The organism is Mucilaginibacter sp. NFR10, from assembly GCF_900100445.1.
In the GTDB taxonomy this organism is placed as follows: Bacteria; Bacteroidota; Bacteroidia; order Sphingobacteriales; family Sphingobacteriaceae; genus Mucilaginibacter; species Mucilaginibacter rubeus.
Map to the genome: position 1 here is coordinate 47,927 of NZ_FMTV01000007.1, position 14,727 is coordinate 62,653.

Genomic DNA, 14,727 nt, shown 5'->3' on the forward strand with positions numbered 1-14,727 from the left:
TACTATCCCGGTAAGGCAGGGTCTTATTTGGAAGAGTTTTTTTCAAACTCGTTCATACGATACGAAATTTGAAAATTTGCGCGGTGTTTTTTGATAAAATCAGACGGATTGATCCCGTATTGTTTGAAGAATTGTTCGCGAAAGTATTTCACATCGCTAAAGCCAACCTGGAATGCAGCTTCATTAACATTACAATTGGTTTGAATGAGTAATTCGGCAGCTTTGCGCAGGCGCACAAACCGGATAAAGTTATTGACCGATTGCCCCGTGATGTTTTTAAGACGTTTAAATAAGGTTGCATAGCTGATACCAATCTCTTTGGCCAGCACATATACATCAAACTTATCGTCGGTAAAATAATGCTCAATTACCGAAATACAATTATTCAGAAAGTCCTTATTTTCCTGTGAGATACTGCGACCGGTGCTTTTCTTGGTAACCTCCTTATAAAAGTAATTCTGAAGCTCGGTTTTATTGCGTAGCACACTTTTTACGCGCGCTATGAGTAATTCTTTATCAAAAGGCTTGCGCAAAAAATCAATGGCCCCTTCCTCTATACTCTTAAGCATTATATCCGGCGTTGTATCGCCGGTTAAAAGGATAACAGGGATATGGCTTATGGCCTGGTCTTCTTTAACAATCCGGCACAGTTCAAGCCCGCTGATACCATCCATCACGATATCGCTTATAATTACATCGGGGATATGCTTTTTAATAAGTTCAAGGCCTGTGGTACCGTCCTGCGCCTCGATTACGTTATAGCCCGGCGTAAAAATCTTTTTGATGTATGAACGGATCTGGTCGTTATCATCAATCACCGTAAGCGTATGCCTGGCCGAACTGAAGAGCTCCAATCTCGCCAAATCCTCGTCTTCCGGCACAATATCTTTGTTATCTTCGCTAATAAGCTCATTTACATACGTGTAATCCGGCACAACATCATCGACAATAACCTCTCCCGAAAAATGTGCTTTACCCTTTGGCAGCGCCAGGACAAAGGTTGTCCCCCCATCAGGGTTGTTGGAGTAGCTAATATTACCTTTATGGCTTTCAATAAAAACCTTAACCAGGTATAAACCTATGCCAAAACCCTTACGGAAATAGTTTTTATCCTTTGCCTGGTAAAATTTATCAAACAGCCTGTCGCCGGCCTCGGTATTTATGCCTATGCCATTATCGATTACTTTAAAATATACATAAGTATCGTCCTGTTCAATTACAACATGGATAGTACCACGGTCGGGAGTAAATTTTATAGCGTTTGAGATGAGGTTAAACAAAGCTATTTCTATCTTTTCCAGGTCGCAGTACACCTCAATGGCATCTGAGCCACCCTCGAGGGTATAACGAAGATGTTTAATTTTGGCTTGCTGAATAAAGCACGAATAAACCTCGTTACATAAAGTCACAAAATTTAACCTGCTTACTTTCAGCGAAGCATTTTCGCTTTCGGTTTTCCTGAAAAGCAGCAAATGATCAACCAAACCAAGCAGTCGGCGCGCATTGCGGTAAATTGTGCTCAGCTCTTCTGCATTTCCTTTACTTTGATTAAGAAGGTCCTTTATAGGGTTAATAATAAGCGTTAACGGCGTTCTGAACTCATGCGATACATTGGTAAAGAAAGTCAGTTTCTTTTCGTTGAGCTCCTTTTCTTTCTCCACCTGCAGGTTGGCCAGCTTTACCTTAAACCTGAGCCTGGCCTGGTTTAATCTGTACCTGTAAAACGCGTAGCCTATAGCAACTATTAATGACAGGTAAACTATATAGGCCCACCAGGTACGATACCAAGGTGGCAAAACAATAATTTTAATGGTAATGGGTGGCGCTGTCCACTGTCCTTCCGTATTGGTAGCCCTGATTTTCAGTGTATAGGAGCCTTCATTGAGACGCGAAAAGTAGGCCGACTTTAGCTTGCCTACATAGTTCCAGCCATGGTCCCAGCCTTCAAGGTAATATGCATAGGAGATCTTTTCGGGAAATGAATATTCAAGCGCTGTATAACTGATGTTCAGCGTTGCCTGGCTAAACGGGATGGTTATATTTTTTAATTCATTTAACGGCAGTTTTGGGCCATATACACTATCGAGCTCAATTGAAACGTTGTTTATTTTAAAATCAGAAAGCATGAGCCGGGGCTGGTGTGCATAAGGAGCGATACTATCGGGCGAAAACAAATTAAACCCTTTGATGCCGCCGAACAACATTTTGCCCGATGCCAGCTTTAAGGCCGCGTTGTAATTAAACTGGTTGCTTTGCAAACCATCAGATGCATTGTAATTGGTGATCTTTTTTGTGATTACATTAAAACAGGAAAGGCCATTATAAGTACTGCACCATAAATTGCCGCTGTTATCAACCAATATATTCAGTACAGTATTGCTCGGTAACCCTGCCGATTCGGTGTATCTTTTATACTGATGGGTGTTGGTATTATATTGAAGCAGCCCTCCGCCTTCGGTACCAATCCATAAATTGCGTTTATTATCTTCGGTAATAGCCCTGATGGCCTGGCCGATAAAATAAACCTGGTGTTTTTTATGCTGAACATCAATTTTGATGAGGCGACTATAATTTCCCGCCCACAAATTACCTCTATGATCTTCAAAAAGCGCGTGGAGGTTTACCAGGCTGTTATCAAAAAGTTCAAACTGATCTTTGGCCCGGTTGTACAAAAACAATGCCCCTCCCCAGGTACTGCCTGCCCACAAACGGTGCTGCGAATCTTCATAAAGCTTCCAAAAATTCCGTTCTTCTTTTTTATCCACCGGGTTATAACAGCTATAATGTTTAAACCGGCCGGTTGCATTATCAAACGCATCAATGCCACCATTAAAGGTTGCCACCCAAATCTTATTGGTATAGTCGTTTAAAATACTTACAACAAAATTACTGCTGATAGATCCCGGAATATTTTGGTGTACATAGGCAGTAAACGTATTTGTTTTAGTGTTCCAGTAATTTAACCCGCCGCCGTCAGTGCCTATCCATACATTATGCTGTCTATCTTCGCAAAACGACAGGATAAAATTATTGATAACGCTATTTTTATTAAAAGCATCATGCGCGAATACATGAAATGAGACCAGCTTATGGTCAATAATGTTTACACCACCCCGTAAGGTTGCTATCCAGATCCGGGATTCATCATCCTCATAAACAGCATCAACAGCATCACTGCGTAAGCTATTAGGTGTTTCGCCAGCATTGATATAGGTGAGCGTGTTCGCCTCGGGATTCCAAACTTTTATACCTCCCCCATTGGTTGCAATCCAGATATCGCCGTTTCTTGTTGTGGTGAGGCTAAAAATATTGTTATTGGTCACTTTGTTAAGCCCGTTCTCCAGCCTGGTAGTTTTCAAGGTGACAGGATCATACATCCATAATTCATTACCTGCGCCTGCAATAATTTTACCTTTTCCATCAATGGTGATACAACCTGCATATGCCAGTTCTGGTGATACAATTTTTATCTTTTCAGCCGGTGCATCGTATCTGCCAAGCCCAACCCCGTTTACCAGAATCCAGATAGTGCCCTGTGTATCCATCTGGGCAGCAATGGTATTAAACTGTTGTTTTTTGACATCATACAGGATCTCTTTGCCAATGGTATCTGTTTTCCCAAATTTTAGGAAGCCGTATGTACCATTGGTAGCGAAAATATTACCCGACCGATCGGAGACTATCTCATTGATATTAAACCCAATTTTAATTGGCTCATGCTTTTCATTATAACAATAAAGCGCATGAAAGCGCGAGTCGGCATAATCAAAATACATGAGTCCTTTTTCGGTTCCTACATATATTCGTCCGCCGCTGGCGTTAATGGATTTAATGTGATTATTGACGAGCGAGTTTTTATCTCCCCAGATGTTCCGGAAGACTTTAAATGTGTAACCGTCATACCTGTTGAGCCCGTCATAAGTTCCCATCCACATAAAGCCATATTTATCCTGTGTAATACAGGTTACCGCATTGTTTGAAAGACCATCTTCAATACCTAAATACCTAACTGGGAAACCAGGGCCTTTTGCTATGGCTGCTAAAGAATAGCATATAAAAAAAATGAGCAAAAAGGCCTTTAATCGCTGAAACATTCGCCGTATAATCAATAACTGGTTGTTTTCAAAGGTATCAAAATGTAGCAGGCTTTCATTCGCAAATTTTATCCTGTTTTGGTACATCATAAATTACAATACATCAAAAGTGTATCAGAAAATATAAAGAAAATAGAGCAACCAGCAACGACAAATAATTAACAATTAATTATATTTGGGAGATTGTAAACCTGTTCTTAATAAACATTATTGTGTATGACCGTCATCCCAAAAAATGGGAGAATGCAGTAATTATGCATTTTAAATTATTGCAGGCCATACTACTTATTGAAAACATTTGATTAAACATTTACCTGCATTGACTAAGTACTTATTTATTTTTTATGTATGTCTGTGGGCACTTACTTCCCGTGCTCAAAATATACTCCGGGTTGATAAAGGTATTCAGCAACATAAGTTTACCCTTAACGAGGTAAAATACCTGCAGGATAGCACCGGGAAACTAACTTTCCGGGATATACAGGAAATGAGCTCCTCTTTTACCGAAAACAGCTCATACTACCCCAGCAATCACCATAAAAACTCTGCTTACTGGTTTCGCGTGCGGATGTACTTCAGCGAACCTGTAAACAACAACAGCATTATTGAGCTGTTTGATCAAACAACCGATGAGGTAACGGCTTATATGCCTGATGCGGCAGGTAACTATATCAAAAGTGAATCGGGCGCTAACCTTAATTTCAATAGCAGGCTTTTCCATCATAAAAACTTTGAGTTTCTGATCGGGGATACCAACCCTGGTTATCATACCTATTATTTCAGGATCAAATCGCACAATGCGGTGAACGTTATCATAGTTTATCGTACTATTAATTACTTTATTCATTATGCGCTTAATGAATACTTAACCTATGGCTTGTTTTATGGCATGATCCTTATTTTTTGTTTCCATAACCTGCTTATGTTCCTTGCGGTTAAAAAGAAACAATACCTGTACTACGTATTTTACATTTTAAGCGTAGGCCTTTACGAAATGAGTGCCGATGGCATCGCGTTCCAATATTTATGGCCGGGAGCGCCAGCTTTAAATAATTACGGGAACGGCACTGCCCTATATTTTACCAGTATTTGCGCCCTGATATTCAGCAAGGAGCTATTGCAGGTTAAAATAAAAGCTCCGCAGTTTAACAGGCTAATCAATTGTGTGATATTGCTGCGCACCACCTATTTTCTGTATTGCCTTATCTTCAACAATTCGCTGTTTGTATATAAGTTTGTTGAAGTGATCCCGCTATCGCTGGCTTTTGCTACCGGTGTGTATATCTATAAAAACGGCTACAAGCCGGCCCGCTTTTTTGTGCTGGCCTACTCAATTTTGTTTGTGGGCTTTATAGTTAAAGCGTTTACCGCCCTTGGTTACGCTTACTTTTTACCCGCACCTATAAGCTACTATAGCCTTAGTTTTTGTTTTATTATTGAGATGATACTGTTATCATTTGCTATTGGCGACCAGGTAAGGATCCTGCGGAAAGAGAAGGATGCAGCCCATGAAGAAACCATACGGCAAATGCAATTGAACAGCCAGTTGAAGGATTCAATAAATGAGGAATTGGAGCGCCAGGTTGAAATCCGCACACACGAACTGGTTGAAAAATCAAACGAGGTGAGGCAACAAAGCCAGATCATCGAAAACCAAAACAAAGAATTGTTACGGGCCAACGAGCAGTTGGAAAAGCAGGCCGGTGAAATATTAAGAATGAATATTTTACTTGAAAAAGATAATGTTCAGCTCAAAACAAACATTGAAAAGGTTACCGAATCACGAGCGTTATCCACAGAGTTGGGCTATGAAGAATTCAGCGCAAAGTATCCCGACCAGGAAACCTGTTTTAAATTCCTGTCGGCTTTAAAATGGAAAGATGGCTTTATCTGTACCCGCTGCTCGAATACAACGTATTGTGCCGGCAGGCTGCCACACAGCCGCCGGTGTACCAAATGCAGTTATGAAGAATCGGCCCTGCATAATACCATATTTCAAAACAGCCGCATTCCTATCAATAAGGCTTTTTATCTCACCTATCTTATTTACAGTACTAACGGCACGATATCATCGCACCAGCTTTCCGAAAAGCTCGATATCCGCCAAAGCACCTGCTGGACTTACGCCATCCGTATAAAGAAAGTATTGCAGGAAAAGAAAAAATCAAGGAAAAAGAATGATCAGCAGGGATGGACGGTGTTGGTGATGTGATGGCTTTGTTGGACTGAGCGATTCATGTTCTCTTTTACATTCTACCAGCGCCTCTTGTAGATTTAAGTTAATCCGGAAAATTACTTGTCGTTCAATCAGCAATATGTCTTGTTTTGTCCCCCTGAGGCAGGGCCTACAAACCTTTTACACCTCTCACCTGTACTTCAGTACATCTCAATTAACGTTTATTTATCAAATTATAAAAGTCCCCCAGAGGGGGAAAAGGTTTGTAGAAATAATATTCCTGAAATAATATCCACCCCGCCTGCACGAACCCCAAAGGGGTTCAACCCACGCTGATCAATCAATCGACAATAGCCGTTTGCCATTAGTTTTGTGCGTTAACCCAGACTCACGGAAGGTCCTCACTGCGCGAAAACTTCATTTTTATCATAATAAAGCAGGTTTTAACCACTGCCTGTCCCCACTCAAATTATCATTTTTCAAATTATTTTCACTTTTTTTTCTTGTTCACAAAGCGTATCAGCTGCAAAAACAAACCGGGTGTAACCTGCTGTAAATACGCCACTTCAACGTTTGAGTTCCTCGTTATCAAAACGTATCAAAATTGATTTAAATATCTTAAAATCAACAACTTACAAACAATTCACCTATTGCATTATTGGTTTATTCCACGTTAAATTTACCCCCACCAATACCAATTAGTAATACGCTTAACCAACAAATCGCTTATATGAAGTAAAGATTGCACAGCAGTTATTACCTGCATCGCTATGGTGTAAACCAGGTTTGCCTATAGCCCATTCCGGCAGCCACGGGCTGCTTAACCAATTAAACAGCAATTAATTATGAAGAAAAAAATTACGCTAATTTTTGTTTTACTTATTACAATACTAACACGCACGTTCGCACAGGACATTACCGTGAAAGGTATTGTTAAAGACAACCAGGGTCTGCCAATACCTGGCGCCACTGTAAAAAACAAGTCAACAGGTGCGGTAACCGTTACGGATTTAAAAGGCAGCTATTCTATCACAGCCAACGGCAACGCTACACTTGTTTTCAGCTTTGTGGGTTCGGCCACACAAGAGCAGCCGGTTAATGGACGCACAACAATTGATGTAACACTGGCCGATGCCAACAAACAGCTGGAAGAAGTTGTAGTAATAGGTTACGGCACACGTGCCGTTAAAGATGTTACCGGTGCCATCAGCAGTGTTAAGGCCGAGAAATTAGAAAATGAACACCCGGCCAGTGCTACGGATATTATCAGGGGCAATATCCCGGGTATATCGGTTGCCTTGAATACCTCGGCCAAAGGCGGCGGTACCGGCGATTTGCAGATCAGGGGTAAAGCCTCCCTTTCGGGCAACGTACAACCTGTTATCGTATTGGATGGGGTTATTTATCCGGGTCAGCTGGCTGATATCAACCCTAACGATATCGACCGTGTCGATGTGTTACGAGATCCAAGCGCACTTGCCGTATACGGTGCACAATCTGCCGGTGGTGTTGTAGCCATTACTACCAAAAAAGGTAAAAAGGGTGGTACTCAAATCACTCTGAATGCCAATTTCGGTATTGCTCAACTATTGCAAAATCAAAAATACTATACAGGCGATGGCTTCCTTAACTGGCGTGCCGACGGAGCCCGTAGTTCTAATACTTCAAATCCTTATTATTATTACAGCAACCCCAACAAACTGCCTGAGGGTGTAACGCTTGACCAGTTCCTAAACGGTGCTACAGGCGATCCTACCACCATCTGGCTGCAGCGTTTGGGCTTATTCCCTAACGAGATTGCCAACTACCAGGCTGGTAAAATGACCGACTGGTCAAAACTGATTTTCCGCAATGGCTTCCGTCAGGATTATACAGGCAGCTTTTCGGGAAGTTCAGAAACCGTTAAATATTATGTATCGGGCAACTACACTAAAAACCAGAACCTGATCCAGGGCGGACAGTATACCGACGGCCGTTTCCGCGTAAACCTGGAAGGTAAGGCAGCTAAGTTTTTAACCCTGGGCGTAAATGCACAGTTTGCAAGCCGTGATGAAGGCGCTGCCAGTACCCCGCTAAGCGGTCAGGGCATTGATGGTACCGAAGCCGACTGGACGCAGATCATTAACTCATCTCCTTATGGAGATGTGTACAATGCCGATGGCTCATTACGCCGTATCGATACCGATGACAGCGGTTTAAATCAGCGTAACCCATTTCTCGGGAACCGCTATAATCAAAACGTAGCGGTTCAAAACACGCTGTTCTCGGTACTTTTTGCCCGTTTGGATCTTCCTTTCGGTATTAAGTATACGGTGAATTATGCACCAACCATCGAATCGTACCGAAACTTCTTTTTCCGCCCGGTAGCTAACCCTAATGAACTTTCGGGTGGTACTGCCATCCGTACACAGGAAAACCGCTACAGGTACAACCTCGATAATATTTTAAGCTGGAACAAAACATTTGGCATACATAGCTTTGATGCAACCTTCCTGCTTAACAAAGAAAAATACCAAACCTGGTATACCAATGCTTCAAACACACAGTTAACCCCAACCGATATTTTGGGTTACCACAACATAGGCGCCGGTAATTTACCTGTTGAAAGCAGCGATGACCGAATTTATAATGCCGATGCCATCATGGGCAGGATCAACTACACCTTGTTGGGCAGGTACATTGTTACCGCCACTGTACGCCGCGACGGTTTCTCTGCATTTGGCTTGCAGCATCCACGCGAGGTATACCCTTCTGGAGCAATTGCCTGGGTATTCAGTGATGAAAGCTTCATGAAAGGTGACGCTTTTAAATGGCTTGACTATGGTAAATTACGTTTCAGCTACGGTGCAAATGGTAACCGTACCTCTACAACCACTGCCGATCCATCTATCTCATTAGCTGTATTGGGTGGTATCAAATATCCAACAGCAAACAATTCAGGTACTGTAACCAACAACAGCGGCATTTATGTAAGCACGCTACAAAATGCCCAGTTAAAATGGGAACGTACTGTAGGTCCTAACATCGGTTTGGATTTCACCATATTACACAACAGGCTTAGCGGTTCGATAGATGTTTATGACCGTAAAACTACCGACCTGCTGGTTAAACGAAGTATTCTTGATGTTCAGGGCTACAACTCATCGGGCGATTTAGTTGGTGGGGCTAACAACTCCAACCCATACACCAACATCGGCCAGGTTAACAACAAGGGGTTTGAAATTTCATTGGATGGCAAGATCATTAAAAGCGAAAACTTTAACTGGAATGCCAGTGGAACGTTTTTCTTAAACCGCAACAAAATTGTTCACCTGTACGGTGCATTCCCGGTTACTGATGCCAACGGCGTTACCACCAATGTTGAAAAAGATGATATCGGCAACGGCTGGTTCATTGGTCACGATATCAACGCTGTTTGGGATTACAGGATCCTGGGTGTTTGGAAAACCGCAGATGCTACTGAAGCAGCTAGATACGGCGCTAAACCCGGTGATTTTAAACTGCAGGATGTAAACGGCGATTTTAAATTCACCAATGATGATAAGCAATTTCTGGGTTCAACCAATCCACGCTTTAGCTGGTCTTTACGCAATGATTTCAATTTCCTTAAACATTTTGATGTATCGTTCCTGCTGGTATCAAGCATTGGTCAGTTAAGGCAATACAACCAGGCTTTAAACAACCCGGGCAGCGTAGGCTTTGCGCGTATGAACTCATACGTATTGCCTTACTGGACACCTGATAACGAGATTGACGATTACGCCCGCTTAAACTCAGGTTCATCAGGCACAACCATTAATGTTTGGCGTAAAGCTTCGTTTGTAAGGCTGCAAACCGCTTCTATCGGCTATACTTTCAGTCCGCAGCTTATCAAACGCCTGGGCATATCAAGCGCCAAATTATTTGTGAATGCAAGCAATGCAGCTGTGTTTTCAAGCTGGCCGCTTTGGGATCCGCAAAACGGCGGTCCTACTCCAAGATATTTATCAGCCGGGTTTAACGTAGTTTTTTAAAGGAGGGATTTAATACATGAACAAGATAAACAAAAACATCATGGCTGCGGCTTTAACAGCGGCAACCATATTTATAACCGGGGGTTGTACCAAGCGGGCCGATCTGTATCCGCAGGCACCTTCAAAATTTACACCCGACGTAACTTATACCTCACCTGCTGCATTTAAAGCAGCTTTGGCTACATTAAATGTAAGCGTCAGATTTGAATACTTTGGCGACTCGGCCCCGTTGCTTACCGAATCGATATTTACCGATGCCGCGGTTGAGGGTACTACCGATAAAACCACACCTGCACAGGATCTGAACGCGCGTATCACCCCTACCGCCAACCTAAACAGTGACGACTATAACAAGATAGGTCGCTACTGGAGCGCATGGTACCAGGGCATCCATGACTGTAACGTTATTTTATCGAGGCTGGATAACATTAAATGGCCGTCAGACGCCGATAAAAACCTGGTAAAAGCGACAGCTTTATTTCACCGGGCTTACCGTTACTATCGCTTAGTACATGAGTTTGGCGATGTGCCATTGCTGCTAAAAGAAGAAACTGCGGTAAACACCGGCTACTTCAGTACGCAGCGTATCGTTATCCTAAAGCAAATGAAAACAGACCTGGAGTTCGCCGTAGCTAATCTTACCGATGCGAACGCTAAAGGCGAGATCTCCAAAGGCGGTGCTGCTCACCTTTTAGCTAAAGTTGATTTGGCACTTGGTTTATTTGATGATGCCATTGCGGCTGCCAACGTTGCCATCAACGGCCCGTATCACCTCATGACCAATCGTTTTGGTATAGTTGCGGGCGATGCTTCAAAAAACATCATCTGGGACCTTCACCGACCCGAAAACAAGGCTTTGGGAACAAATGCCGAGGCTTTATATGTAGTACTTGACCGCGAAACACTTGACGGCGCTACGCCAAACGGATCGCAGGTGATGAGGAACTGTGTGCCGATGTGGCATAACGGTACTATACTTACCCCCGGAGCGCTGAAACCGGGCATTTCAGATAAAGTAACCGAAGAATTCCCGCTTACTTTATGGTATGGCCGTGGTATTGGTCGTTTACGCGGTACGCCTTATGCTACCAAATACATCTGGACAGATAATACCGACTTAAGGCACGCTCCCGGAAACTGGATGAACATGACTGATCTGGTTTACAATAGCCCGGCCATTAAAACCTCCGATCCGGCATGGTATGGCAAGCATCTTGAGCAATATACCGATGCTAACGTTAAGCAACGCTTCCTGAATGGTGCAAAAGATACCATCCGTGCCTGGTTTGGCTGGCCGCATTACAAAGTGTTTATTGGCTCGGGCCCTATCGCGCTTGATAAATGGTGGAGCCCGCCGCGTGGTACCAACACCGACTGGTATGTTTTCCGCTTAGCCGAAACCTATCTGTTACGTGCCGAAGCCTACGTATGGAAAGGCCAAACCGCACTTGCTATGGATGATATCAACAAAGTAAGGGCACGTGCAAATGCACAGTTGTTAACAGATCCAGGCAAAGTTAATATCGGCACTATACTTGACGAACGCCAGAGAGAACTGTATTGGGAGGAGCCACGTAAAACTGAGCTTACCCGTATCGCTTTCATCTTTGCGCAAACAGGAATTGCCGCTTATAATGGAAAAAGCTACAACGTAGCTAATTTTTCAACAAGCAACTTCTTTTACGACAGGATCATGGAGAAGAACGACTTCTATAAAAACCCTAATGTTGTAACCAATTCGGGTAATCACTATACTATTTCGCCATACCATGTTTTATGGCCTGTCCCGCAAAGTGAGATCGACCTGAATGTAAATGGTCATATTAACCAGAGCAAAGGATACGCAGGTTCAGAAACCAATATCCCGCCTCTTGATAAAGTAGTACCATAATTTAGTTGATTTGTAACATTTGAGCCGGGCATTAGTCAATTGATTAGTGTCCGGTTTTTTGTTTTATATAGATTTAAAAGCATAAATAATTAGCCGGGAGCACATTCATTTATTTGTTTTTTTACATATTTAATCATTATTTAAACCTGACATCCAAAAATATGGGCCTGTTCAATATCCTTCGTAACGAATTTATAGATGTAATAGAGTGGGTTGATACCACCCAGAATACGCTTGTATGGAAATTTCCGCGCCATGATAATGCCATAAAGATGGGTGCAAAACTCATTGTTCGCGAATCGCAGGCCGCTGTTTTCATGAACGAGGGACGCATCGCCGATGTATTTACTCCCGGTACTTATGAGATTCAAACGCAGAACATGCCTTTGTTAACCACCCTAATGAGCTGGAAATATGGCTTTGAAAGCCCGTTTAAAGTTGATATATTCTTCGTAAGCCTGCGTCAGTTCACCAACCAAAAATGGGGTACCAAAAACCCGGTAATGATCCGCGATGCTGAATTTGGACCGGTACGGCTAAGGGCATTTGGTTCGTTTAACTTTAAGGTTCAGGATCCTAAAGTATTTATTAAGGAAATCGCCGCCACTAATCCCGATTTTATCATTGAAGATATCAATGAGCAGTTGCGGAACACCGTTGTTTCGCGGGGGATGGATGCCGTAGCCGAATCAAAGATAAACGTGCTTGATCTGGCAGCCAACTACAACGAAATGGGCAAATTCATAACAGAATCTATCCAACCCGATTTCGCTGAGCTTGGTTTAAACCTAACCAAACTATTAGTCGAAAATATCTCCCTGCCACCCGAAGTTGAGCAGGTGCTGGATAAACGCAGCGAAATGGGCATATTGGGTAATCTCGGCGCTTATGCACAATTCCAGGCTGCCAATGCTATTGAAAAATCTGCCGAAAATACTATTGGTGGTAACTTAGGAGCTGCCGGTATGGGTTTGGGGGTTGGCGCTGCGATGATGGGCCAGGTTGGCAATATCTTTCAGCAAAATCAGGTTACTCCTAATAATACCGGTGGTGACGTACCGCCTCCGCCGCCCCAGCCAGGCATCCAATATCATATTGTGAAGGACGGAAAATCAGACGGGCCGCACACTATCGATGAGATTAATGCTATGATCGCCAGCAGAACCTTAAGCAGGGAAAGCATGATTTGGAAAAAAGGAATGGCTGCATGGGCGGTTGCATCATCTGTTGAAGAGATAGCAGAATTATTCAACAATGTACCTCCACCGATAGCCTGATCTGCAACTATTCCTAAATCTATATTTTCGAGATGAACAACCAGGTTAATCCGTCAGCAATAAACAATTCTTTAAATTGTTCGGGCTGCGGAGCATTACTGCACTTTAATCCCGGCACTCATAATTTGCTGTGTGATTACTGTGGCGTGAGCAACGCTATTGAAAGTGCCCCCGACAGCCGCGATATTCTAGCTTATGATTATGAGGAATTTGTCGCCGGTATTGACAATAATAAACAAAGTGCCGATCTTAAGGTAGTGAATTGTAAAAGCTGCGGCTCGCAAACCATCCTCGATCAGTTTGTAACCTCGGATAAATGCCCGTTTTGTACAGCTCCCCTGGTTTTGGACCTTGAAAGCGGACAGCAATATGTGCCGCCTCATTATATTTTGCCATTTGCCGTTACCCAACAACAGGGCGTTGATTTTTTTAAAAAATGGCTTAAAAGCCTTTGGTGGGCGCCAAATGACCTGGCTAAAAAGGTAAGCGACGCATCATCAGCACTAAAAGGTGTTTACCTGCCACACTGGACATACGACACCTATACCATAACCGATTATAGCGGTGAGCGCGGCGATTATTACTATACCACCGAAACCTATACCGAAACCGTTGACGGAAAAACGCAAACCAAAACAAGGCAGGTACGCCATACTGACTGGTCGTACGCTTCGGGAAGAGTAGAGTGCGATTTTGGTGACTTGTTGGTACCCGCCAGCAACTCATTGCCCGAAAAAACGCTTACCAAACTCGGCCCATGGAACTTTAATATGCTGGTTAAGTTTGATGAACGTTATATGAGCGGTTTCCATTCCGAAACTTACCAGTTAGACCCGGAACAAGGTTTTAATAAGGCAGTTGAACAAACTGTTGGAGCGATAAATTCGGCCATACGAGACGACATAGGCGGAGACGAGCAAAGAATTAACAGCACCGATACCCAATATCTTGATAAAGCTATAAAATACCTGATGTTACCGGTTTGGGTAAGCGCCTATAACTACAATAACAAGATTTATCAATTTACAGTTAATGCCAGTACCGGTGAAGTTATCGGCCAGCGCCCGGTAAGCGCCATTAAAATTATCCTGGCCGTGATTTTTGTAATTGCTTTAATAATAACTGGGGTGATATTGTATCAAAATGCCCATGCTGCATAAAAAACTGCCCTAAAGCACAAAGCGTCCAATCATTTTTTAGTAGAGATGCATCACATGCGTCTCCCATAAGACAAACAAATATACGGGAGACCCATGTGATGCGTCTCTACATTTTT

At 42.9% G+C, this 14,727-nt stretch carries 6 protein-coding genes; 5 read left to right on the forward strand and 1 reads right to left on the reverse strand.

Annotated elements, in window-relative coordinates; all coding sequences use genetic code 11:
* Positions 1 to 23: 23 nt before the first annotated feature.
* Positions 24 to 4,184 carry a hybrid sensor histidine kinase/response regulator transcription factor gene (locus BLP33_RS21265; RefSeq protein ID WP_090532931.1) on the reverse strand — a complete coding sequence of 1,387 codons (4,161 nt, stop codon included), beginning with the start codon at positions 4,182 to 4,184 and terminating at the stop codon, positions 24 to 26.
* Between the two features lie 229 nt (positions 4,185 to 4,413).
* Between BLP33_RS21265 and BLP33_RS21270 the strand changes: the two genes are divergently transcribed.
* The 5 genes from BLP33_RS21270 to BLP33_RS21290 all read left to right on the forward strand — a co-directional run bounded on the left by BLP33_RS21270 (position 4,414) and on the right by BLP33_RS21290 (position 14,611).
* Positions 4,414 to 6,306 carry a 7TM diverse intracellular signaling domain-containing protein gene (locus BLP33_RS21270; protein ID WP_229701587.1) on the forward strand — a complete coding sequence of 631 codons (1,893 nt, stop codon included), beginning with the start codon at positions 4,414 to 4,416 and terminating at the stop codon, positions 6,304 to 6,306.
* Positions 6,307 to 7,115: 809 nt separating this feature from the next.
* Positions 7,116 to 10,283 carry a SusC/RagA family TonB-linked outer membrane protein gene (locus BLP33_RS21275; protein ID WP_090532933.1) on the forward strand — a complete coding sequence of 1,056 codons (3,168 nt, stop codon included), beginning with the start codon at positions 7,116 to 7,118 and terminating at the stop codon, positions 10,281 to 10,283.
* A gap of 16 nt (positions 10,284 to 10,299) precedes the next feature.
* Complete coding sequence (locus tag BLP33_RS21280) at positions 10,300 to 12,174, forward strand: RagB/SusD family nutrient uptake outer membrane protein (RefSeq protein WP_090532935.1); 1,875 nt, start codon at positions 10,300 to 10,302, stop codon at positions 12,172 to 12,174.
* Between the two features lie 161 nt (positions 12,175 to 12,335).
* Entirely contained in the window at positions 12,336 to 13,451 is a 1,116-nt protein-coding gene (locus BLP33_RS21285; RefSeq protein WP_090532936.1) for an SPFH domain-containing protein, read from the forward strand.
* A gap of 32 nt (positions 13,452 to 13,483) precedes the next feature.
* Positions 13,484 to 14,611 carry a zinc finger domain-containing protein gene (locus BLP33_RS21290; RefSeq protein WP_090532938.1) on the forward strand — a complete coding sequence of 376 codons (1,128 nt, stop codon included), beginning with the start codon at positions 13,484 to 13,486 and terminating at the stop codon, positions 14,609 to 14,611.
* Positions 14,612 to 14,727: the final 116 nt, after the last annotated feature.

Bases quoted from the DNA above. Each gene is read 5' to 3' on its own strand.
- BLP33_RS21290 (WP_090532938.1), top strand. From the start codon at position 13,484: ATGAACAACCAGGTTAATCCGTCAGCAATAAACAATTCTTTAAATTGT.
- BLP33_RS21285 (WP_090532936.1), top strand. From the start codon at position 12,336: ATGGGCCTGTTCAATATCCTTCGTAACGAATTTATAGATGTAATAGAG.
- BLP33_RS21275 (WP_090532933.1), top strand. From the start codon at position 7,116: ATGAAGAAAAAAATTACGCTAATTTTTGTTTTACTTATTACAATACTA.
- BLP33_RS21265 (WP_090532931.1), bottom strand. From the start codon at position 4,184: ATGATGTACCAAAACAGGATAAAATTTGCGAATGAAAGCCTGCTACAT.
- BLP33_RS21280 (WP_090532935.1), top strand. From the start codon at position 10,300: ATGAACAAGATAAACAAAAACATCATGGCTGCGGCTTTAACAGCGGCA.